Below are 22,212 nucleotides of genomic sequence, written 5' to 3' on the forward strand. Positions count from 1 at the left end.
AGCCTACTGGAATGTACAGGCCATCCTAGCACCGATCCCCTTCCTTTGAGGGATCCTGCCCTAAAACCGGGATGGTTGTCCCTGGGAGGATCGATGTTAAGATCGGCTGCGAAATGGGTAAGGCCTGACGCCTTCCTGTTTTCAGCAGTTTAGGGATCCCTGGCATGTTTCTCACCCAAAGCCCCTACTTTTTGATGGCAGCGCTGGTGGCAATTGCCAGTGGAGCCATCTTTGCCGTCCGATTTGTCAAGCCCGAAGCCTCGGAAGAGTCAGATGTAATCTTCGCTACGATGGGCCTGATCTATTCCATCTCTCTGCTCTTGGAAGGTCAGCGCCTAATCCCCTTGCTGTTTTTTGCCCAGGTGCTGTTGGCAGTGATGGCGGGCTGGTTTGCCATCCAGACCTTCCGCCTGCGCATTCTCCTAAACGAGAAGGTGCGCCAGATAACTGGAGTTCGTCCAGCTATGCGGCGCCAAGGCTTTAGCCGCACCTATCCACCCGATGGCTATGCCCAGACGCGCAGCGTTTCCACGCGGCCTAGCGGATCCCGCATTCGCGACACCTCCTCCGCCAGCCGCTCCATTCCTGAACGCAGCGAGGAGCCAGCTCGTCGCCCGCGGCCCCAACTGACCAGCGATACCCGTGTGCGCCCCCGCCCTCGCCCGGCAGCGGAGGAGTATTACGAGGAGCAAGAGACCCGCTTCCGTCGGGACACCGAGGACGATGAGCCGGATCCCTCTCGCCGCTCGGCTGTCGAGGACTATCCCGAGGATGTGCAGGAAGAACGAGGCACAGTCACCCGCCGTCGTCCCCCCCGTCTGCCTCAAGACCAGGGTGAGAGCTACGTTGAGGAAAAACCTCGTCGTCCTTCCCGCCGTGTTGTCGAGGTGGAATCGGTGGAAGTGCAAGAGGCGGAGCCAGACGAGTACGAAGATGATTTGTTCTGACCTCACCCTCAAGCCGTCCTGGCCTGAGGGCTGCTCCTGCTGAGGCAACTCCCAACCGCCTTGCTCCCGGAGATATCCTAGGCCGGTTGGAGAGGGCCGTAGCTATCCTTGATCCCCAGGAAGAGTCGGTGCTCAGCCTGTGTTGCGCATACCGGCGGCGATGCCGTTGATGGTGAGCAGAGCTCCCCGCAGCAGCTCGGCGCGGTTGTACTGGGTGTTGTGGAAATGGGATTTTTGCTTGCCACGCAGGCGCTTGAGGAGCGAGACCTGGATAAACCCGAGGGGCACGATTGAACGGTTGCGCAGTTGCACCGAGCGCTTCAGATAGGGGTCGTTCTCCAACAGCTCCTTGTGTCCTGTAATTTTCAAAACCATCTCCCGGGTGCGGTACATCTCCTGGGCAATGAGCTCGAATAGCTCCATCGCCCGCTCCAGGCGCTCGGGGGAGCTCATCTCTCGCACGTAGTGGCGGGCAATTTGCAGATCCGCCTTGGCCAGGGTCATCTCCACTTTGGAGATCACCATGCGGAAGAAGGGCCACTCGCGGTAGAGATGCTGCAGGTGGTTGAGGTTGTGTTCGCCTTTAGCCGCGTATTCCTCTAGAGCGGTGCCCACTCCATACCATGCGGGCAAGAGAAAACGGCTCTGTGTCCAACTGAATACCCAGGGAATGGCCCGCAGGGATCCGATATCTTTCGAGTTGCCGCTGCGGCGAGCTGGGCGGGAGCTAATCTGCAGTTGGCTGATCTCTTCGATGGGGGTGACCTCGTGGAAAAACTCGACAAAGCCTTCCTGCTCGTAGACCAGGTTGCGGTACACCTGGCGAGAGCGCTCTGCCAGCGATTCCATCAGGCGCGACCACTCGTGCAGGTCGTTGGGGTAGGTGCGCAGCAGGCTCGCCTGGATGACGGCGCTGGTAACAGTTTCCAGGTTAAAAATGGCCAGATCCTGGAGAGAGTACTTAGAGGCCAACACCTCTCCCTGCTCAGTAATCTTGATGCGGCCCCCCACGCTGCGCCCCGGCTGGGCCAAGATCGCCTCGTAGGCCGGCCCTCCCCCGCGCCCCACCGAGCCACCCCGGCCATGGAAGATCTGCAACTTCACCCCATAGGACTCGGCCACCGCCTGCAGCCGCTGCTGGGCTTTGTAGATCTCCCAGTTGCTGCTTAGAAAGCCAGCGTCCTTGTTGCTATCCGAGTAGCCCAGCATCACCTCCTGTAGGTTTTCCTGCTGGGCCAGGTACTGGCGATAGAAGGGGATCTCCAACAACTGCCGCAGCACCTCTGGCGCCCCCTTTAGGTCTTCAACGGTCTCGAACAACGGCACCACCGCCAGGGATCCGCGCCCGCTGATGGGATCGTAAAGGCCCACCTCCTTAGCCAGCAGCAGCACCTCTAACAGATCGCTCAACTGGCGGCTCATGCTGATCACGTAGGTTTGGCACATGGCCATGCCAAATTCCTGCTGCAGCCGGCGCAGGGTGCGAAAGGTGGCAATCAGCTCCGCCGCTTTATCGGAAAAGGGAGCTTCTAGAGGGATGAGGGGCCGGCGGGTTTGCAGCTCCCGCAGGAGAAAAGCTGTTTTTTCCTCCTCCGTCATCTCGCTGTAGGGCCGCGGCAAGATCCGCAAGTACTCGAAGATCTCGGTGAGAGCGGCCTCGTGGTAGCTGCTGTCTTGGCGGATATCCAGGTGGGCCAGATGGAAGCCAAAGACCTGCACCTGGCAAATGAGGTGATCCAACTGGCGGCAGGAGAGGCCACTGTTTTTCAAGCTGCTCTGAATAAGCTGCAAGTCGGCCAGAAATTCTTCTGCATTGGCGTAGGCGTTGTCCAGAGGGGGCGGGACAGGCAGGCAAGCGGAGTCGGCCAAATTGCGGTTGCGCTCCCGCGTCAACTCCAGCCGCCGCTGGATGTAGCTGAGCTTGAGCCGGTAGGGCTCTTGGCGATATTGCAGCGAAAAGGACTCGTAAACCTCGGGCATGCGGCGGCGATCCTGCTCAAGGACATCCAGCAACTGGCTGTCCACATCCCCCCAGTGCAAAGAGACGCTCAGGGTTTTGGTGAGGGCCTTCACGGACTCGATGTACTTGCCCAAAATCAGGTTGCGCTGGTAGCGGGCCGTTTGCCAGGTAACGTTGGCAGTGACGGAAGGGTTGCCGTCCCGATCCCCGCCCACCCACGAGCCGAAGTTGCAAAAGCCTGCCGGCGGTGGCTCGACGCTGGGAAAGGACTTTTTCAAGCTGCGGCTGAGGTACTCATGCAGCAGAGGTATAGCCTGAAACAAAACCTCTTCAAAATAGTGCAAGGTGTAATCGACTTCGTTCAGAACGGTCGGTTTGGACTGATGCAACTCGTCGGTGCGCCACCAGAGCAGAACCTCCTCCGCCAGTTGTTCTCTCAACATCTGGGCCTGCAGAGGGTGAGACTGCTCTGCCCAGTCCAGTTGGCTGAGCAAGTGGGAGAAGGCCCGTTGCTTTTCGCGGATGGTGTGGCGGACGATCTCGGTGGGGTGGGCGGTGAACACCAGGCGGATGTGCAGCCGCTCCAGCAGCCGGCGCAGCAGTCCCGGCGGCACCCCCTGAAGCCGCAGGTAAGGGAACAGACGTTCAAATTTTTCGTTTTCCCGCACGGTGCGCTGCTGGCTGTCCACCATGCGCATATCTGAGTCTTCTGCCCGTTCGTAGTGCTGTTCAACGATGTTGATCAACTGAAAGAACAAAGCGAAGGCGCGGGCCGTTTGAATGGCTGCATCAAGGCTGAGATGCTCGACAATTTGTAGTACTTCCGGGATGGGGTACTCCAAGGCCTGCCCTTCAGGGGAACACATGGAGCGCAGCCGCTGCAACAGATCTACCAAAGGCTGCCCGCACTCCTGCAGGATTACGGCTTCCCAAAGTTCTTCCACCATTTGCAGGCGGCGATTCAACAGGTTGTTCCTGCCGTCGAGCGCTTCATCCACGGCGAGGGCACGGGCCAAGGGATCCCGTTCCGCCAGTGGAGGGGCCTCCTTCAGGCCGTTGGCAGAACCCACTGCCCGCTCTGCAGTCGTCAGGTGGGAGGAAGAGGTCATGAAGGCAGCTCCTAGAACAACCATCCCAATATTAGAGCCTGTTCGCTGGAAGCGCAGATTACTCTTGGAGGAGAGCTGTCTCGGCAGCATGGCCAACTCTCCCCCTGTTTGCCCAGGGATCCCTAGAGGCGGCTACGAATAACAAATGAGTAGTTGCTGCCGGGCTCTAGTAAGTAATCCGATTTCTCCAAAAAACGGCTCAAGGGATCGCAAATCAAGGCCCGCCCTACAGAGGGTTCCACCTTCAGCTCCCCGGATCGAAAGCGCCAGCAAAAGCGCCAAACCCAACCGTTGGCGTTGACTTCCCCTTCAATGGCGCCCTCCTGCCAGGAGCGGCGGGTAATTTGTACATGGGCGGTGGTCTGCGGCAGTCGGCTCATCCAGAACCTCCCGACGGGATCCCCTGTAAGGTAGCGCGCAAACCCCTCTCCGAGAAGTCGAAGATGGGCGATGAGGGGCTAGATAGATGCTAGGTGGAAAGGGATCCCGTTAATTGGATGGTTCTCTTGCCGAGGATAAAAGCAAGCCCCCCGTGGGGGGGCTGTTTCTTCAGCTCCTGAGGCCGGTATTGATATAGAAACTATTGAGCAGCAGTTGCCAGAGCCTTGGAAGATTTTTTCTCCGGCTTCTCAGCCGCAACCTGCGCTAGCAAAGCCCGTAAGCTGGGAAAGAGAAAGTGATTTTCTTCGACATATTGCGCGCCGAATAGTCCCTTCTCCGCCCAGAAAAATCGGTCTATCGTGTGCTCGTTTCGCCGAACCAGAATCAGCGCAGGCGGCTGAATAGAGTTTTCCTGTATGTATCTCCGGGCGGCGGTTACAGACTTTTCTTCGCCGCTATCTAATTTAAATTGAGGAATATAATCTAAAATTTTGCGTCCCTCCAAACGACGGCGGCTCTTACGCTTTCTTCTCCTGACCAATGTCAGCCTCCTGTAGAAGGATTACAAGACAGCCTTAAAAAATATATCAGCAATACCTAAGAACTAAGAAAATCAATAACTTCTACCGGCTTTTGTTATCATCCTTTACAGAAATAACAAAGGACAACGAACGTCCTCCTCCACGAGCGGAAAAGGAAGGCAACTTACCTCTGTCTCCCCTCCAAGAACTTTGCCGGGAAACTGCTTATTCAGTTGAACAATAAACCCTTTCTCCCCAGAAGGGAGCAAAGAGAAATAGGGTATCGATTAGCTCTGATGCCTGCGAAGAAAGTCAACTGCCAGCGCAGGAGACTCCCTTCCGATCTGGCCTCTGAGCTAGCATCGACAATAAGGAACGCTCAACAGAACACATACCTAAACCTAGGTACGGGCAACTCCCCTTAGTGGGGATTAGGGTTGGCCAATTGCAACTGCGCAAACCTAGAGCAGCTTCACCAAAAGGAATACTCGCGGGGCGAGCAGCCTTTGGAGAGGGTACTACAACTGTACAACCAATTTTCCGTTTCTACAATATGTCCAGGATAGGTTTCCCGTACTGCGTTAAACCCTTAGACGGCAGACAGACCTCTTGCTACTCTGGCTTCAGGGATGACCTGAGCCATAAGGGTTCCGGTCGGTCTCAGGTAGAAGCTGCAGGAGCCCCGCTTCGTACTCCCTTCCATCCCCCCGCCTCCCTGCCCCTGGTATGCGGGGGGTTGGGGGGGAAGGGAGGCGGTCGGAGCCGGGTAGCTTACTCTAGGTCGAGGGAGTTTTGGGCATGAGGAAATTCGCGTTGCTGGTGAGTCTGGGATTGATTCTGGGATCCCCGCCGCTTTGGGCGCAGGAGGCAACCCCGCTCCCCAGTCCTGCTGCAACTCCTTCTGCGGCTACAGGGGGGGCTCCCAGCCCGCAAGCTTCCCCAACTCTAACCCCAGAGCAAGTTACCGATGCTCAGGTGGAGCAGTTGGTGCAGATTCTGTTGGAATTGGATCCTTTGATCCGGGAAGCCAGCGCTCAGTTGCGAGAGACCCAGAACGAAGAAGAGTACGAGCAGATCATGCAGCGCACGGAAACCCAAGCCAGCCGCATTGTCGAGAAGCAGGGGCTGACGGTGGCCGAATATCGCGAGCTGATGACCTTGGCCAACGAAGATCCCGTTTTGAACCAGCGAGTGCGGGCCCGCTTGCAAAAAGTGATCGAAGAAAGGGAATCCTCTGCTTCTCCCCAGCCAGCCACCCCGACGCCTAGGCCCTAGGCTGAGCTGACTGCTGTTGGCCGGAGACAGAAAGAAGCCGGGGCAACCGCAAGGTAAAACAAGTGTGGTCGGCCTCGCTGTTAAGGTAGATTTTCCCTTGCAACAAGTTTACCCGTTGTTGCACAAGGGCCAAGCCCAACCCTGTCCCTCCCCGCCGCCGGGGATCCGAGCTGGGCACGCGGTAAAACTTCTCAAATACCCGCTTTTGTTCTGCAGGGGGGATGATGATGCCGGTGTTGCCAATTTGGATTTCCAGGTGAGGAGGAGCGCTGGTGACCTGTAGGTTAATCCGGTGCTGGGCAGGAGTAAATTTCCCGGAAAGCGCCGTAAAGTCCCTATCTTTGGGCAGGGGATATAAGGCGCTTTCTGGTAACCCCGTTAGCGGGTCGGGGGCCAAACTCTACACTTGGGGTACTGAGCAACTTTTTGGCAATCTTCCCGCTCCCGTCTCTCCAGGATGAGATCCTAGAATTGGAGTCTTCTAGGATCTTTTCTGGGACTTGAGGATGAAAACTCCGCCTGAAAGGCCCGCCCCCAAAGTCCAGGCGGGATCTCTGCGAGCTGCGCTGAGCATTGCGCTGTTTCTGTTCTTACTGGCGCTGGTTTCCTACTTGAGCCTCAACTTCGTGCTGGCCTTGGTGGACAAGCTCAGCTAGCCACTCCCTGAGGCGATTCCTCGGCGCGGATCTGCCGATAGCCCTTTGTCTTCGGCAGCAGGAAAGATACAATGGATTTACAGGGCTTAACACCTTTTCTCAGTTTCTACGCTCCCCATCATGAGCCCCCTCTCATGGCTGAGACCATTTTCTTGGTTCGCAGGTTCGCCGGGATCCGCTGGGCCTTATCTTGAGTCTCAACCTGCGCTGACTTGGCCCCGCCGGGATCTGGGCTGGAGGCGCTGGCTGCGGTACCTGTATCTGCGCCTGTTGCGAATGCAATCCTCCCCCAAAGAAATTGCCCGCGGCCTGGCGGCGGGAGTTTTTGCGGGTTGTTTTCCCATCTTCGGCTTTCAAACCCTGGTGGCCCTGCTGTTGGCCGTTCCTTTGCGGGGAAACAAGCTGGTGGCGGCGGCAGGAACTTGGGTGAGCAACCCCCTCACCTATGTGCCGATCTATGCCTTTAACTACCGGGTGGGGGAATGGCTGCTGGGATCCCGAACAGCCTTTGCCACTTCGGAACTGGTGGTAGCTCAGAACTGGATGCAGTGGGGCCTGGAGGTGTCGGCCACACTCTTGGTGGGCTGTGCGTTTGTCGGGTTTTGGGGCGCCCTCGTTAGCTACTTTCTGGGGCTGTGGCTGGTGGAGTGGATCCGCCGGCGGCGGAGAAGGGGCCGGGTCTCCTGTGAAGGGATGTAGGGCGGCTCAAAAGGCCCAACCCAAAGCTGAGCTAGGCCGGGATCCCTGCCGCCTCAGACTTCGGAGATGGATCCAACTTCAGAGAACAGAAGGGTTTGACGATGGAAGATATGCGATCGCTATTAACCGATCTCAGCCGCCGCTCTCAGCGATGGGGGGAACAGTTGGGATCCGCCTTGCAGACGGGCATGAGCCAGCTTACCCAAGCTCCTCAGCCGATTGTGTTGCTCTCGTCGCGGGAGCTGGAGAAGATGCGACGGGCCTGCCGCCTGGCTGCGGATCTGCTCAAGCACCTGGAGCCGATGGTGCAGCCGGGGGTCACCACCCAAGAGCTTAACGACGAGGCGGAGCGCTGGACGCGGGCCCACGGGGCCAGGAGCGCCCCTCTGGGCTACCACGGCTTTCCCAGGTCCATCTGCACCAGCGTCAACCACGTTGTCTGCCACGGCATTCCCAGCCCCAAGCAGGTCCTGCGGGAAGGGGACATTATCAATATCGATGTCACCCCCGTTTTGGATGGCTACCACGGCGACACTTCCAAAACGTTCTTTGTCGGGCAGCCTTCCGAGCGGGCGCGGCGTCTGGTGGAGGTGGCGGAAGAGTGCCTGCGGCGGGGCATTGCCGCCGTGAGGCCAGGCGGCAGAGTTGGGGATATTGGGGCTGCTATTCAAGAGTACGCCGAGTCCCAGGGCTACAGTGTGGTGCGGGACTTTGTCGGCCACGGGGTAGGACGGCAGTTCCACACGGCGCCCCAGATCCCCCACTACGGCGAACGGGGGAAGGGGGAAAAACTCCGCCCCGGCATGGTGTTTACCATCGAGCCGATGATCAACGAAGGCACGTGGGAGGTGAAGGTGCTTGCAGACGGATGGACTGCTGTGACGGCAGACGGCAAGCTCTCCGCCCAGTTTGAACATACGGTTGCCGTTACCGAAACCGGCGTGGAGATCCTGACCCTACCCTCCTCCGGCCCTTGAGCAGGTATGAATAGCGCTAGCGTTGCCGATCCCCGCCTGCGTCTTTCCTCTGAGAATCTGCTGCTGCTGCTGGCGGCAGCGGCGGGGCTGGGCACAGGTTTGTTGGTGATCGGGTTTCGCTATCTCATCGGCTGGTGTCGCTATCTTTTGCAGGATACTCTCGTCGACAGCATTGTCAGGGCTGCGCAACAACACGGCCTGTTGCTGCTGGGATCCTGGGCAACCATTTTGGCGCCGCTGCTGGGGGGTCTGTTGATCGGCACCCTGGGGGTGGTTCTGCCTTTCCCCAACCTCAGCCTCTCCAGTTTGGTGAGTGCCAACCGGCCTCTCGCCCCTCGCCCAGAATGGATCCCACTTAAGCTGGTGGCTGCCGCCGTCTCGTTGGGGGCGGGAGCTGCGCTTGGGCCGGAGGCCCCCAGCGTGGAAAGCGGGGCCCTACTGGGATGCCTGCTGGGGCAAAACCTGCGCCTTGCGCGGGAGCGGGTGCAACTGTTGATGGCCGCCGGGGCGGCGGCGGGGCTGGCGGCGGGGTTTAACGCGCCGATTGCCGGGGTGTTTTTGGCGCTGGAGCTGGCTTTGGCCCGCACGTTCACCACTTCTGCCGTCAGTGTGGTGGTGTTGGCAGCGGTGGTGTCGGCCCTGATTGCCCAGGTGGGGCTGGGGGCGCAGCCGGCCTTTTTGCTGCCGACCATTACGCAGCCGGCTTTTGTCTTGCCCGCCTACGAGCTGCACAGTCTGCTGGAGGTGCCCCTCTATTTGGGTTTGGGCCTTTTGGCCAGCTTGGTCTCCATCGCCTTCGGCTATGCACTGGAATGGGTCAAGCACCTGTTCGGCAGTGGCCCCCTGGCGGCCTGGCCAGCCTGGAGCAAGCCGATTCTGGGCGGTGGGATCCTGGGCTGTGTCGGCCTGGGGATCCCGTTGGCCCTGGGGGTGGGCTACGAGACCATTGAGTCGATCTTGCAGGGGGTGCCCTTTTCCCTCGGCCAGCTTAGCTTGCTGTTGCTGGGCAAGGTATTCCTCAGCGCGGTGAGCGTGGGCAGCGGCTTTGTCGGGGGAACCTTTGCCCCGGCTTTGTTCTTGGGAGCGGTGCTGGGGGCAGGCTACGGCCAGGTGGTGGGAAAGGCTTTGCCTGCTATTGCCCTCTCTCCCCCTGCCGCCTACGCCATGGTGGGTATGGGGGCGGTATTGGCGGCCAGCGTGCGGGCTCCCCTGACGGCCATTCTGCTGCTGTTTGAGATGACGCGGGACTACCACATCGCCTTGCCGGTGATGGCGGCGGTGGGCCTGAGTATCTGGCTGACGGAGCAGTTGCACCCGCCGGCCATCTACCCCTCCGCCCGTCGCAGGCAGGAGCCGAAGGGCCTGACGGTGCAAGAGGTGATGGTGCCCCCTTCTCTGCTGCTACCCCAGGATACGCCCCTGCGGGAGGCGCTGGAGCGCTTGCTGCAGCAAAAGTGCCACAGCGCTTTGGTGGTGGACAGGCAAGAGCGGCTGCGGGGCATTCTCACCCTGGAAGACCTCGAGCGGGCCTTAGCCCATAGGGGAGCCGGGGAAGTGGCCGAGCTGACGGTGGAGCAGGTCAGCCAGTCGCCTGTGCTCACCACTTTCCCCGACGAAGCCGTGGCGGTGGCCGCCGAGCCGCTGTACGAATACGATTTGCGCCAGTTGCCGGTGGTCTCGCGGGAGGATCCGGAGCATGTGGTTGGCCTCTTGGATCGGGAGCGGGTGTTGCTCTCCCAAGAGATCGAATCTGTGCGGCAAGTCCTCGAGCCGGAAGTTCCTGCCCCAGGTGGGGTCGAAAACGGGATCCCTGCCCAGCCCACTCCCTCTTCCCCTGCGCCGGCAGAGTAGGGATCAGCGCTGCCGCAGCAGGGCGGAGGGGCATTCGTGTCGCAGAGGGCAGCGGCCACATTCGGGCATGCGCGCCTTACAGATGCGTTTGCCCAGCCGGATCAAGTTGACGTGCAGGGAATAGGCCTTGCCCGCCGGGATCCGCGGCGACAGTTGGGCAAAGGTGTCGTCGGGGTGTCTGGCCCGCACCAAGCCAAGACGGTTGGCCACCCGATGCACATGGGTATCCACCGGGCAGAGATCCCGGCCCAGGCCAAACAACAGCACGCAGGCGGCTGTCTTCAGTCCTACCCCCTTCAGGGAAAGGAGATAGGCCAGAGCGTCCGCGTCGTCCAGATCCCGCAAAAAGTCCAGGCTCAGGGATCCCTGTCGCTTGACAATGGCAGCCAGAATCTCCTGAATGCGGGCTGCTTTGAGTTGGGCCAGGCCCCCGGGACGGATCACCTGGGCCAGCTTGGTTGGATCAGCAGCTAAGACAGCTTCCCAGGAGGGGAAAGCGGCTTTGAGGGCGCGAAAGGCGCGGCTGCTATTGTGGTCGGTGGTGTTCTGGGAGAGGATCGTGCCCACCAATTCGTCCAAGAGGTCGGGATAGAGGGGCAGACCATCAGGGCTGCGAGGACGTTGGGGGATGCCAAAGCACTGTTCCAGGCGCGCCAACAGTGATTCCAGCACGACGGCGTTGGGGCTCGCCTCACCAGGACGAGGTTCCAGCCAGGCTGAAGTCTCCATGGCTGCGGCAGGCTCAGGCAGGCGGCGGGCAAGAGGATCCCGATCCAATCTCGGCTGTACCACGGCTGGCCCCTTGGGGGAGTTAACGGGCGGAATCTCGGCAGATCTCCTGGAGCAGGCGGGCAACTGCCTTGCTGGCAGCAGGAGGAGCTGTCGCCTTCAAGTTGGCGGCCATTTGGGCAACCACCTGGGGCTGAGCCAACCAGGCCAGGGCCGTCTGCCGCAGCAAGTCCAGATTCGCTTCCGATTCTCGCATGACCACTCCCCCGCCGCGACCCACAAAAGCCAGGGCGTTGTGGTACTGATGATCCTCGGCGGCAAAGGGGTAGGGGATCAAAATGGCCGGGGTGGCGGTGGCCCACAACTCCGCCAAGCTGAGAGCGCCAGCCCGGCTGATGGCAAAAGTTGCCCGCTGCAGCAAGGCGGCCACATCGGCGCGGAAAGGAAAAGCGCGGTAGCGGGGGTGGGAAGGGATCCCGACCTCACTGCCGCCGGTCAAATGCACAATCCACGCCCCTGCCTCCAACCAGGCGGGGGCACAGGCGGCAACCAGGCGGTTCAGGCCCCGCGCCCCCTGGCTCCCCCCCATCACCACAATCAAAGGATCCCCCTCTGGAATCGGCAGATCCGCGGGCAAGGGCTGGGGCTGATAGAACTCCGCCCGCACTGGCGTGCCCACCACCCGGGTAACTGCCCCTGGCAAATGCTCTGCCGTTTCCGCCATGCCCAGGGCCACCAGCCGGCAAAATCTTCCCAGCCAGCGGGTCACCTTGCCCGGAAGGCAGTTGGACTCGTGCAGCAACACCGGCACCCCCAGCGAGCGAGCTGCCAAGATGGTCGGGGCGGCGATGTAGCCGCCGGTGGTCAACACCACGTCAAACTGGCCTGAAGCCAGGATCTGCCGCACCTGCAGCGTTGCCCGCGCCAACTGAACCAGGGATCCCAGCTTCTGCCAGGGGGATCCCTGCCAGCCGGACATGGCCACTCGGTGCAGCGGGTAGCGGTCCGGCACCAGCTTCGCCTCCAGCCGCTGCGGCACCCCCAGCCACTCAATCTGCCAGGTGGGCAACTGCTCGACAACGGCCAGCGCCGGAAAGATATGCCCCCCCGTCCCGCTGGCCGCCACCAGCAGCCGTGGTGGTGAGGTGGGATCCCTCCTGTCTCCATTCACCCTAGGACTAGGACGGGGAATTGCTGTAGCCAACGTAGCGCAAAAGCGTGCCCCGCTGCCCCAAGATAAATCCTCGGTCGGGGCCAAAGAACTCGATGCTGTAGAAATTGGCGGGAATGTTGCTCAATTTCTTGGCCTCCTCCCAGGTCTTGCCGCCATCGGGGCTGTGGATCAGAGTGCCGCCGCCGCCCACCACCCAGAGGTCGTGGTCGTTCTGGTAGGCCGCATTTAGATAGCCAAAGCTGAGGGCACGCCCGGGTCGCAACGGCTTGGACCACTCGCCGGAGGTGAAGTCACTCGTGAAGGCGATCTCCGCGCCTTGGTTCAATTTCCAGGCGCTGCCGTTGGGGCCAAAGCCCATGTTCTGAATGCGGCGAGAGCTTTCCCGCGGATACGGCTTCCAGGATCGGCTTTCTGGAGTGTAGAGAAAGTAGAAGCTGCCCCGCGACGACACGGCCAGATACTCTCCTCCTGGGCCGCGGGCAATGTTTTTAATCGCCCCAATCGGCTCTTCCACCTGGGCATGCCAGGTCTGTCCTCCATCTTCCGTGCGGTAGATGGCCCCCACATTGGTTACCATCTCAGCCGCTCCAGGACCCAGGGCTTGGATTAGGATCGGCTCCCCCGGCAGTTGCTTGCTGAGACGAATGGATGTCCAGTCGGATCCCTCGTTGAGCGTGTGGAGGAGGATCCTCGGCTGCCCCACCACCCAGCCTTCTGCTCCGGCAAAGCTAATCGAGCTCAGATAGGCTTCCGGCTCCAGTGCCGTCAGCTTGCGCACCTGCCAGTGGAGGCCGCCATCCTGAGACTCCAACAGCGTCGCTTTATCGCCCACCAGCCAGCCATGAGAAGGGTTGGTGCCGGTGAAAGCAATGTCCAGCAGAATGTTCTGGGTGGGCACCTCGACTTGTTGCCAGGGCACCACCTTCATGTCCGGCATCCGCGCCGCCATCAGCAAGAGAGAGAAGGCAGCTAGCAGCACCAGTCTCCAGAGCTTAAGCATTTTGGCCATCACTCGACGAAATAGAAACTCATCAAAAACAAAAATCCCAGCGCCAACCCCAAGAAGATGAGCAGGTTTTTCTGGGCAGGGGTCATCACATTGACCCCCAGGCCATAGCGCAAGTTCTCTTGAAAACCGGAAGGCTTGCCCTTGGCGCCCACCGCTTGAAACAGGCGCTTGCCGGCGCGGCACACCGGACATCTCCAGTCGGCGGGCAGCTCCTCAAAGGGCACACCTGCCGGGATCCGATTGAGCTGATCCCCCTTGGCCGGCTCGTAAACATAGCCACAAGAGCGACATTCATAGCGCTGCATGCGCAGGGGATCGCCAACCTGTGCATCGGTTTCATCTTCCGGCAACTCGATCAGCTTCGGTACCCTAGAGGGCTTGGGCTGGTTGACGGGATCCGGTTGCGAGCCATTCATGGTCTGGGAGGCATTTGCATCATCAAATCTTATTATGAGAGGAATTGTTACAAAAATCTACTCGGCCTTCTGCTCCTTTCCTTTCTCAGACCTTTCCTCAAAGCATCGATTGCCAACTCAGGGGGCAGGGAGATTTTGCGGAGTTAAAAACAGCCACGAGATGGGATCCCCTGGGACTCGGTCTTGAACAGGGGCATACCTGGCCTCTCTTGACACCTCTCTGGCAGCGTCAAGGAACGTCGTCTCACTCGCCAGCAGGGCAAGGGCTCTGGCAGACAAACCGGCCAGGGTTCACGCCTCGGATCCCATGCTATGTTTTGACTATCCTATTCGCGTGTTGTGCCAGTGGGTGTCCGCTATGACCACGCCCCCTCGCCGACCTACCCTTAACCACGTGTTGATCGTCAAGGATCGCCACGGGCCAAAGGCCTACTGGCTGACAGCCGAGCTCTATTCCTTGGGGCGGGATCCGAGCAACAGCATCCGCATCGACTCCCAATACGTCTCCCGCCACCACGCCATTTTAGTGAAGACCGAATCTCCCTCCTCTCCCGATGGGTTTACTTACCAAATCATCGATGGAGACATCCATGGCACGCCCAGCACCAACGGCCTTTACATCCGGGGGGAGCGGGTGGAGTTTCGCGATCTTGAGGACGGAGACGAGATCCAGTTTGGCAACGACGCTACTGCCACCTACTCCCTGCAAGCTCAGGATTTGGACAGGATTCTCTCCTCCTTTGAAAATACCCAGATCGTTGGCCTGTGAGAGCCGACTCATCAGTCAGGGGGAAGGTTTTGGCGAGGTAGGATGGTTGCCGGCGGGGGATGCTCAACTCCTTGCAGCGCGGCAGCTCCCTGATTTAGAGGCCTGCAGCTTGCCGTCGCCAGTGGTGGGGAGGAGCGCTGCCCGCCACTGTGGAACGGGTAGGCTGCTACTGGGCAGCAAGCGCTGACCGCAGTCTGCAAGCCGGCTCCAACTCCAGAGCCGGCGACCAAGAAAGGCCTACAGCTCGCTGGCGCGAGCCGAGGGAGTAACCGGCAGCCACGCTCCAGAAGGGAGCGGCGTCGCGCTAGTAGTTGGGCGTCCTACCAGTTGCGGCAAATTGATTACCTACGAAGTGCTGTGGGCAGGGGTAGCGATGGTGTGGGTGCCACCTGCCTACAGGTCTCAGACCTGCCACCAGTACTTGTAGATTGGCCAACGGGAAGGGAAGCGATTCCGTTGTAGTCTGGGTTTGCCTTTACCTCTGGGTGGTGATGCGGATTTTGTTTCCCCGCTGGCGCTTTCGCGGCGGAGAGTGGCTGGGGCGATGGCCTCGCTCCGACAACTAGAGAGAGATGGAGGGATCCATTGCCGTCAGAATCGGGCTGGGAGAGCTTCCCGGAGAAGCCTGGGTTTTGAACAGGTCTGTACAGGCTGAGGGGAGCTGAGAGTTATTGCTGATCCAGAGTTTCGCCCCATGCAAGTGCTGGCGCCAAGATCAACCTCTACCTGAAAATCCTCGGATCCCGTCCGGATGGGTATCCGGAGATGTAGAGTTTGACCCACCGGGATTCTGCTGGATCCCTGCAGCCTCAGCTAGGGTGTCAACTGGATTGATCGGATACGGGATCCCCATCTGGATCCTTCCGTCTGCTTGCCATAGTAGGATCAGCACCTACGTACCCTACCTTGCACGGGCCGCCGGCTTAAGCGGTCAGGGTTCTTCTGACTTGGAACGCTCTCCATGCCGCCCATTACCAAGATCCTGATTGCCAACCGAGGCGAGATCGCCCTGCGCATCATCCGCACCTGTCAGGAAATGGGGATCCGCACCGTGGCTGTCTACTCCACTGCGGATCAGAACTCTCTACATGTCCAACTGGCGGACGAAGCAGTCTGTGTGGGGGAAGCCCCAGTGGCCAAAAGTTATCTCAACATCCCCAACATCATCTCGGCAGCCCTCACCCGCGGGGCCACTGCCATTCATCCGGGCTATGGGTTCTTGGCGGAAAATGCCAAATTTGCCGAGATGTGTGCCGACCACAACTTGATCTTCATCGGCCCCTCGCCAGAGGCGATGCGCAAAATGGCCGACAAAGCCACGGCCCGCGAGACCATGCAGGCGGTGGGCGTGCCGACCGTGCCCGGCAGCCGCGGGCTGATCACCTCTGACGAGGAAGCGGTGAGGCTGGCGGAGAAAATCGGCTATCCCGTGATCATCAAAGCCACCGCCGGCGGCGGGGGGCGGGGCATGCGGGTGGCCAGAGATGCCCAAGAATTGCTGAAGATGATGCGCACCGCCCAGGGGGAAGCCCAGGCGGCCTTTGGCGATGGGGGCATCTATCTGGAGAAATACATCGAGCGCCCCCGCCATGTGGAGTTTCAGATTTTGGCCGACAGCCACGGCAATGTGGTGCACCTCTACGAGCGGGATTGCTCGATTCAGCGGCGCCACCAAAAGCTGCTGGAAGAGGCCCCCAGCCCGGCTCTGACCACGAGCTTGCGCGCCCGCATGGGGGCAGCGGCGGTGAAGGCAGCCAAAGCGGTGAACTACGTGGGGGCGGGCACGGTGGAGTTTCTGCTGGATAAAAACGGCCAGTTCTACTTCATCGAGATGAACACCCGCATCCAGGTGGAGCACCCGGTTACCGAGATGGTGACGGGGCTGGATTTGATTGCCGAGCAAATTCGCATCGCTCAAGGTCAACCCCTGACCTTTCGCCAGAAGGATGTGGAACTGCGGGGCCATGCCATCGAATGCCGCATCAACGCCGAGGATCCCAAGCAGCAGTTCCGCCCTTGCGCTGGCACCATCAGCGCCTATTTGCCTCCTGGAGGGCCGGGGGTGCGCATGGACTCCCACATCTACACCGACTACACCATTCCCCCCTATTACGATTCGCTGTTGGGCAAGCTGATCGTCTGGGGGCCCAACCGGGCAGCCGCCATCCGCCGCATGCAGCGGGCGCTGGGGGAATGCGCCATCACCGGGGTGCCCACCACGATCCCTTTCCACCAGCAGATCCTGCGCCACGAGGCTTTTTTGCGGGGCGAGGTGTACACGGATTTCATCGCCCAACACCTGCTGACTGGCCAGTAGCAATCCCTTCGGAGATTGCCAGAGAGCGTCTTTGAACGGCGCTGGCCAAAAGTTGAGGCTAAAGTTAAAGGTGAGTGGAGGGTTGCTGGTCGTGCCGATGAGGGATCCCCGGCCCGGCTTGGTTCAACAGGCCCATCTCCAGCGTCAGGCGAGCTGCCCCGTGCCCAGCCTGAGCCAGTTGGTGGGGCAATTTTTGCAGGAGCGGCAGCGGGATCTGGCCCCGGCCAGCCGCCGCACCTACCGCATTGCCCTGGAACAGTTTGCCAAAACTTGCCCGGTGCCGCTGCCTCAGGTGCAGCCGTCCCACGTTCAGTCTTTTTTAAACAGCTTGAAGGGGCGTCCATTTCGCAACCGCTCCGGCCAGTGGGTTCATCCGCCCGCCTCTCCCGCCACCTACAACCTCAAGCGGCTGGCGCTGCAGCAGTTTTTTGAGTGGGCCAGCCAACGGGGCTACTTTCCAGATCCCTTGCCCACCCAGGCGATTCGGCCCGCCCGCCTGCCCGCCCGTCTGCCTCGCGACCTGGATCGGCTGTTGTTGCAGCGGGTTCTGCAGCGGGCCCAGAGCCATTCTCTGCGCTATGCGGCCTTGATCCGCCTGCTGCTGGAGTGCGGGCTGCGGGCACAGGAGCTGTTGGACTTGACGGTGCAGGATTTTCAGATCAGCCCTGAGGGATCCCTGTTGGAGGTGCGCTGTGGCAAGGGCAGCAAACCCCGCGCTGTGGCGGTCGGGGATCCCCTCTCCGAGCTGCTGCAACAATATCTGAGCCGAGAACGGGGCCCGTGCGCGCCGACGGATCCCTTGTTTGTCTCCCAATCCCGCTGCCCGGCCTACCGGGGCCGTCCCCTCACCTACGATGGCCTACGTCATATTGTGCTCAAGCTTACCGAGCCCGAGCCGGGCCACCAAACCCCCCACCAGTTTCGCCACAGCTTTGCCACCTTGCTGCTGGATCGCGGCGTTGCCCCCGAACACATCCAACACCTGCTGGGCCATACGACTGCCGCCATGACGATGCGCTACACCCAGCGGGCCAACTTGAGAGCAGCTATTGCCCATTCCCGCGCGATCTTGGATCAGGGCTTGATCTAGGGATCCCCTGTTGCGCCGTGGCCTCTATTACTAGTAGGGAGAGGTTCAGATTGCTAACAGAAAGGGAAGCCGGACATCCAAAGGGCAGCCCCGAAAAAGAAATCAATCAGGTACACCTGGCTAAGGTGCTTGGAATGACCTGAAAACAATCGAATGGGTTATTTCAAGTTACACGCTGGAGAGGAAGGTAGAGCACATGTTCTCTCTCCTTTCCCATAGGCACCTGCGAGCCAAGGCTGGCCTTCTGCTGCTCCAACCAGATGATCAGATGTCTGTTCTCAGGGTAGTATTCCAGAACATACTTAATGAAGTCATCAATTGTACATGGCTTGCTGAAACCTCCCATCCACTGATGAAAGTGGCAATGCACTTCGTCGGCTATGGTAATCAGGTTGGAGAGATTCGCTGCAAGCTTTGGATAGTGCGCTTCAGAGTAGAGATGATGAACCGTTAGGCTACTGGCTGCTTTTCGAGTAACTCTACAAAGATTTTTATCCCTTTTTCTTGCAAGATCTTTTGCCCTTTCTATCTCTCTTTGTCGATCCTGGATTTTCTTGACGATTACCTGAATTTGAGGTTCAATGCGTTCGCTAACATATTGACACCAGTCTTTTCTGTGGTTTTGCTTGAGAACCTCTCCCATAACCTTGGCAAGCTCATAGATACCTCGCAAAGAGAGGTAAACAGTGTCATCATTACCAAAACGTGTGTAATGAACGTCTTTGATTAACTTACTTTGCTTCGATGCAAGCTCAAGCGCCTTCTTAAGGTAGTCAGTTCGAGTTCTAAAGATCATCACAACATCTCGACGAGATAGCCAAAACTGATCTTGTCTTTTGACCAGAGAGGAGCTGTTTTGAAGGATCCTGTAATCTACCAGAGCTTTCTGCTTCTTGCGATGCTCTTCCTTGAACCAATTCCTAATGCTTGTACCTGTAGAGGATTTGCAACCTTGCTCTGATCGAGACCTTAAAAAGGATAAAATGGCATAAGCGCCGGACCGCGTGTATTCCCTTAGCCCAGAACTTTTGTTGATAACACGATAGTCTTTACCTTCCACCAGTTTCCATGCATCATCGGGGATACTGTCAAAGTGAGCTTCAATCTCTCTGAGTTCCTCAAGGCTGATACCCAAGAAGTTGGCGAGCTTGTTTGAGGAAACATAGACTATAGCCATTGCTCAAACTTCTCCGTAAGGCTTTTGTAGAAAAGAGTCAATCGCTGGAAAATTTTGTCATCTCCCGTCGGAGAATCGGGATGGTAAATCTTGCTCAGGCGATAAAAAGCAGCTTTGATGTCTTCATCGGTAGCTCGATCAGGGTCAAGCCCAAAAACCCGCCAAGGCAAGTCGTACTTGAAGATGTTGATCCCATTGATGCAGCCATACCCCTCTTCTCCCTCTTCGTTGGGAAGGATCCCGATGTGCTGACGATAAATGCGCTCCAAATCATCTATGTTGGATAAGTTCAGCTTGCCCATACCACTGGTTGCCAGTCTGAAGCTGGCTGATTTTCTCAGCTCGGCTGCGTTTTTAACGCCAAAGTGGTTGTAAATGGCTTTCTGCAGCTCTTTGACAGACAGCCGGGGCGGTGGCTGTAGCTGCCTGACTACAAACCGGGCAAAATTCTCTAGGAGCTCCTTAGAAATGCCATAAGTATCCGAAAGACGCTGGATTTCTGCGGCAATCGCCACCTGCGGGTCGGGCCCAGCTCCTTCTTTTGAGGTTGTCCTGGTTGTTTTGGTTTTTGTGCTGGTGGCTTTTCTGGGCACGGTTTCTCCTCAAATCACCAATGCCAAGTGCAAACCTGCACAAAACTCACAGGCTGCCTGTGAACTTATCTGCACGATGAAGCAGAGAATTTCAAATTAGTGAAACAATGTTGTCGGTAACCGTAAAACCCTGCATCACATAGGATGCACCCTGGCGATGCCCAGTTGGATAGATTGGTGTGGGGAGCGAATCCGCACGGGGGATCCCCTGGGCAAATTGCGCCCACATCCGGCCGTTAGAGCACCCTTCCTCTGGAGCGCGCTTACTCTAGCTTGTTTTTCGGATACTTGTCAACCCAAGGTCTGGGGCAGCCTTTGTTTTCCTTCAGCTTTTGGGGATCAGCCGCTTGGGACAGGCAGCACGGATGTGGGATTCGCTCAGGTCGGGCATGAGGGCCAGGGCCCGTTGAGCATCGATTTGCGCTTCGCACACCGCCTCCAGCACCTGTTCGGCCAGAAGGGAAAGGGGCATATCGGCGGTTTGCTCAGGATCGGTATCCTCTCTAATTTGTCGAACTCCCACCGGCGGGGGAGGCAACACCAGCGGTGCCGCCTGCGGCGGCAAGGTGGTGGAGGTACCCACCTCCAACTGCGCTTCGGCCAGAGCCACACCGCGCCCTGCCACCCCACCGGGAAAAGGACTCTCCCATCCAATGTCAAACAAGCGCCGACACCCGTGATTCAGACAAAGCTTCCCTCAGCGCCCGCACCTGGGCCACCATGGCCACTTCATCCTGGAGGCGACTGACAGCTCTGCCCACCCCCACTCCTGAAGCACCGGCAGCGATGGCCAAGGGCACCGTCACCGCTGAGAGGCCAGAGGCGCAGATGACCGGCAGCGAGACCACCCGGCTAATCTCATAGGCGGCAGCCAGGGTGGGGGCAGCCTTCTCGATTAGGCCCAGGGATCCGCCGTGACGGGGCTCAGCGCTGGTGCCGCCCTCGGTTTGGATGAGATCGGCCCCCAGATCCTCCAGTTTCTCTGCCAATTCCGCCTGCTGATCCAAAGGCAGCGTATGGGGAACGGTAACCGACAGGAGAGTGCGCGGCAGCAGGGAGCGGGTTTGGCGAGTGAGATCTAGAACTTCCGCAGCGGAGAAGATGCGGCCCGAAGGGTAGAAGCTGTCGTAATTGCCGATCTCGGCCATGTCGGCCCCCGCCTGCACGGCAGCAGCCAATTGCTGCGGGTCCACCGCCGACACGCAGATGGGCAGCTCGATCTGGGCTCGCACCTGCTGCACCAATTCGGGACTGGCGGCGATATCCACCCAAGTGGCTCCTCCCTCCTGGGCGGCGCGGGTGACTTTCAGCACCGACTGCAGGTCGAAGTTTTGCAGGCCGCTGATGATCTTGAGGGCACGGCGCCGGGCAAGGGCGTCGAAAAGGGCAGCTTGAGAGGCTGTGGTCATAGGCTTGTCAGCTTGTGGAAACGGGACACAGGAGGAGTGCAAGCAAATCGGCTGTGGAAACCTTTGCTCAGTCTAGAGGGTTTGCTGCCATCCTACAAGGGATCCATCCCAATCCTTTCGGACTATCGCAAGATTTTTCAATAAAATAGGGATCCCTTCTTGTGCTCTTGCCATGTACCGCTCTCCTTTCCCCTTCCTGGGCCTGCCTGAGCCGGATCCGGAGATGGCCCAAGCCATTCTGTTGCCCATCCCCTACGAGGCCACCACCTCCTACGGCAAAGGCACCGCCAAAGGCCCCCAAGCACTCCTGGAGGCTTCGGCGTACGTGGAGATCTACGACGAGGTGAGAGACTGCCAGCCGGCTTTCCACCCCAACTTTGCCGCAGAGATCTCCCGCTACTGGACGGCGCCGCCAGTGGAGTTCGAGGGGCTGGACACTCATGAGCTGGCCATGGCCGCAATCCAGCGCCGCGCCGCCGAGTGGGTGAGGCCGGGGCGGTTTTTGCTCTCCATCGGCGGGGAGCACTCCATCACTGGCCCCTTGGTTGCCGCCCACCTGCCCCACTACCCAGAGCTGCACGTGCTGCAGATCGATGCCCACTGCGACCTGAGAGACAGCTACGAGGGATCCCGCTATTCCCACGCTTCCGCCATGGCCCGTGTGGTGGAGCAAGTGGGCGGTCGCCTCACCCAGGTGGGGATCCGCTCCATCTGCGCCGAAGACCGCCAGGCCATTCGCAAGCACCGCTTGCACACCTTCTTCGCCCACAGCCTGCACCACAAGCCCGCCCAGGAGTGGATCCCCGAGGTGATCGCCACGCTGGGATCCCAGGTGTACCTGACGGTGGATGTGGACGGGCTGGATCCTGCTGTTGTGCCGGCCACCGGCACCCCCGAACCGGGTGGACTGGGCTGGTGGGAGACGGTGGAACTGATCCGGGCACTGGGGCAGCAGCGGCAAATCATCGGCGCCGATGTGGTGGAGCTGGCGGTCACCGGGGAACGGGAAACCGATCGCCGCAGCGCCTTCACCGTCGCCAAGCTGGCCTATCAGATCCTGGCGGCGGCCTTGGGCTAAGCTCCAGAAGAACTGGGCTATGGCCGGGTTCCCCCTGTTTCCACCTGGCCGCTGGAGCACCGGCTCCAATCTCGA

Annotated in this window: 22 protein-coding genes and 1 pseudogene; 11 read left to right on the forward strand and 12 right to left on the reverse strand. The window is 59.5% G+C overall.

The features are described 5' to 3' along the window. The first annotated feature begins 164 nt into the window (after positions 1 to 164). Positions 165 to 947, forward strand: a complete 783-nt coding sequence (locus CYA_RS03915) for a Ycf66 family protein (RefSeq protein WP_011429725.1) — start codon at positions 165 to 167, stop codon at positions 945 to 947. Between the two features lie 132 nt (positions 948 to 1,079). On the opposite strand, the gene ppc is transcribed toward CYA_RS03915, so the two are convergent. From ppc to CYA_RS03930, 3 genes are all read right to left on the reverse strand, one after another. Continuing rightward, entirely contained in the window at positions 1,080 to 4,016 is a 2,937-nt protein-coding gene (gene ppc, locus CYA_RS03920) for a phosphoenolpyruvate carboxylase (RefSeq protein ID WP_011429726.1), read from the reverse strand. 122 nt (positions 4,017 to 4,138) lie between these two features. Next, the gene (locus CYA_RS03925; protein WP_011429727.1) at positions 4,139 to 4,396 is read right to left on the reverse strand and encodes a DUF3146 family protein; all 258 of its coding nucleotides are present in this window, start codon (positions 4,394 to 4,396) and stop codon (positions 4,139 to 4,141) included. Between the two features lie 200 nt (positions 4,397 to 4,596). After that, positions 4,597 to 4,938, reverse strand: a complete 342-nt coding sequence (locus CYA_RS03930) for a DUF3155 domain-containing protein (RefSeq protein ID WP_041438161.1) — start codon at positions 4,936 to 4,938, stop codon at positions 4,597 to 4,599. A 778-nt stretch (positions 4,939 to 5,716) separates the two neighbouring features. Between CYA_RS03930 and CYA_RS03935 the strand changes: the two genes are divergently transcribed. Continuing rightward, positions 5,717 to 6,193 carry a DUF4168 domain-containing protein gene (locus CYA_RS03935; protein ID WP_011429728.1) on the forward strand — a complete coding sequence of 159 codons (477 nt, stop codon included), beginning with the start codon at positions 5,717 to 5,719 and terminating at the stop codon, positions 6,191 to 6,193. Here the strand turns inward: CYA_RS03935 and CYA_RS03940 are convergent. Beyond that, the gene (locus tag CYA_RS03940; RefSeq protein ID WP_011429729.1) at positions 6,183 to 6,590 is read right to left on the reverse strand and encodes an ATP-binding protein; all 408 of its coding nucleotides are present in this window, start codon (positions 6,588 to 6,590) and stop codon (positions 6,183 to 6,185) included. The genes CYA_RS03935 and CYA_RS03940 overlap by 11 nt on opposite strands. 109 nt (positions 6,591 to 6,699) lie before the next feature. Between CYA_RS03940 and CYA_RS15005 the strand changes: the two genes are divergently transcribed. The 4 genes from CYA_RS15005 to CYA_RS03955 all read left to right on the forward strand — a co-directional run bounded on the left by CYA_RS15005 (position 6,700) and on the right by CYA_RS03955 (position 10,376). Further along, on the forward strand, positions 6,700 to 6,849 hold the full coding sequence (locus CYA_RS15005) for a hypothetical protein (protein WP_011429730.1): 150 nt from the start codon (positions 6,700 to 6,702) through the stop codon (positions 6,847 to 6,849). Positions 6,850 to 7,095: 246 nt separating this feature from the next. Further along, entirely contained in the window at positions 7,096 to 7,548 is a 453-nt protein-coding gene (locus tag CYA_RS03945; protein ID WP_255322555.1) for a DUF2062 domain-containing protein, read from the forward strand. Positions 7,549 to 7,736: 188 nt separating this feature from the next. Continuing rightward, positions 7,737 to 8,525 carry a type I methionyl aminopeptidase gene (gene map, locus CYA_RS03950; RefSeq protein WP_011429732.1) on the forward strand — a complete coding sequence of 263 codons (789 nt, stop codon included), beginning with the start codon at positions 7,737 to 7,739 and terminating at the stop codon, positions 8,523 to 8,525. 6 nt (positions 8,526 to 8,531) lie between these two features. Then, positions 8,532 to 10,376, forward strand: a complete 1,845-nt coding sequence (locus CYA_RS03955) for a chloride channel protein (RefSeq protein ID WP_011429733.1) — start codon at positions 8,532 to 8,534, stop codon at positions 10,374 to 10,376. Between the two features lie 3 nt (positions 10,377 to 10,379). Here CYA_RS03955 and nth read toward each other — a convergent pair whose 3' ends face one another. Genes nth through CYA_RS03975 form a run of 4 tightly spaced genes read right to left on the reverse strand, consistent with a single transcriptional unit; the run spans position 10,380 to position 13,704 of the window. Further along, entirely contained in the window at positions 10,380 to 11,168 is a 789-nt protein-coding gene (nth, locus tag CYA_RS03960) for an endonuclease III domain-containing protein (protein ID WP_228375438.1), read from the reverse strand. Positions 11,169 to 11,187: 19 nt separating this feature from the next. Further along, positions 11,188 to 12,276 (reverse strand): undecaprenyldiphospho-muramoylpentapeptide beta-N-acetylglucosaminyltransferase, encoded by a 1,089-nt coding sequence (gene murG / locus CYA_RS03965; RefSeq protein ID WP_011429735.1) that lies wholly within the window; start codon positions 12,274 to 12,276, stop codon positions 11,188 to 11,190. Between the two features lie 7 nt (positions 12,277 to 12,283). After that, positions 12,284 to 13,288, reverse strand: a complete 1,005-nt coding sequence (locus CYA_RS03970; protein WP_049749720.1) for a photosynthesis system II assembly factor Ycf48 — start codon at positions 13,286 to 13,288, stop codon at positions 12,284 to 12,286. Then, the gene (locus CYA_RS03975; protein WP_346426045.1) at positions 13,288 to 13,704 is read right to left on the reverse strand and encodes a rubredoxin; all 417 of its coding nucleotides are present in this window, start codon (positions 13,702 to 13,704) and stop codon (positions 13,288 to 13,290) included. Before CYA_RS03975 ends, CYA_RS03970 begins: the two co-directional genes overlap by 1 nt. A 358-nt stretch (positions 13,705 to 14,062) precedes the next feature. On the opposite strand from CYA_RS03975, the gene CYA_RS03980 reads away from it, so the two are divergent. The 4 genes and pseudogenes from CYA_RS03980 to CYA_RS03990 all read left to right on the forward strand — a co-directional run bounded on the left by CYA_RS03980 (position 14,063) and on the right by CYA_RS03990 (position 17,880). Further along, positions 14,063 to 14,473: an FHA domain-containing protein gene (locus CYA_RS03980; RefSeq protein WP_011429738.1), complete on the forward strand. Its 411-nt coding sequence runs from the start codon at positions 14,063 to 14,065 to the stop codon at positions 14,471 to 14,473. A 267-nt stretch (positions 14,474 to 14,740) separates the two neighbouring features. Next, positions 14,741 to 14,900: pseudogene (locus tag CYA_RS15260) on the forward strand (RNA-guided endonuclease TnpB family protein); the annotation flags it as partial. Between the two features lie 534 nt (positions 14,901 to 15,434). Beyond that, the gene (gene accC / locus CYA_RS03985) at positions 15,435 to 16,790 is read left to right on the forward strand and encodes an acetyl-CoA carboxylase biotin carboxylase subunit (protein ID WP_011429740.1); all 1,356 of its coding nucleotides are present in this window, start codon (positions 15,435 to 15,437) and stop codon (positions 16,788 to 16,790) included. A gap of 97 nt (positions 16,791 to 16,887) precedes the next feature. Then, positions 16,888 to 17,880: a tyrosine-type recombinase/integrase gene (locus tag CYA_RS03990; protein ID WP_099812332.1), complete on the forward strand. Its 993-nt coding sequence runs from the start codon at positions 16,888 to 16,890 to the stop codon at positions 17,878 to 17,880. A 163-nt stretch (positions 17,881 to 18,043) separates the two neighbouring features. Here the strand turns inward: CYA_RS03990 and CYA_RS03995 are convergent, their stop codons facing one another. The 4 genes from CYA_RS03995 to CYA_RS04010 form a co-directional block, all read right to left on the reverse strand. Continuing rightward, entirely contained in the window at positions 18,044 to 19,057 is a 1,014-nt protein-coding gene (locus CYA_RS03995; protein WP_011429743.1) for a hypothetical protein, read from the reverse strand. Next, complete coding sequence (locus CYA_RS04000; RefSeq protein WP_011429744.1) at positions 19,048 to 19,650, reverse strand: J domain-containing protein; 603 nt, start codon at positions 19,648 to 19,650, stop codon at positions 19,048 to 19,050. The genes CYA_RS03995 and CYA_RS04000 overlap by 10 nt, the downstream gene beginning before the upstream one ends. A gap of 325 nt (positions 19,651 to 19,975) precedes the next feature. Continuing rightward, on the reverse strand, positions 19,976 to 20,275 hold the full coding sequence (locus CYA_RS04005; RefSeq protein WP_143597299.1) for a hypothetical protein: 300 nt from the start codon (positions 20,273 to 20,275) through the stop codon (positions 19,976 to 19,978). A 31-nt stretch (positions 20,276 to 20,306) separates the two neighbouring features. After that, complete coding sequence (locus CYA_RS04010) at positions 20,307 to 21,059, reverse strand: DUF561 domain-containing protein (protein ID WP_011429746.1); 753 nt, start codon at positions 21,057 to 21,059, stop codon at positions 20,307 to 20,309. Positions 21,060 to 21,231: 172 nt separating this feature from the next. On the opposite strand from CYA_RS04010, the gene speB reads away from it, so the two are divergent. Beyond that, positions 21,232 to 22,137, forward strand: coding sequence for an agmatinase (gene speB, locus CYA_RS04015; RefSeq protein WP_011429747.1), 906 nt, complete (start codon positions 21,232 to 21,234; stop codon positions 22,135 to 22,137). Positions 22,138 to 22,212: the final 75 nt, after the last annotated feature.

It is taken from the genome of Synechococcus sp. JA-3-3Ab, from assembly GCF_000013205.1.
Lineage (GTDB): Bacteria > Cyanobacteriota > Cyanobacteriia > Thermostichales > Thermostichaceae > Thermostichus.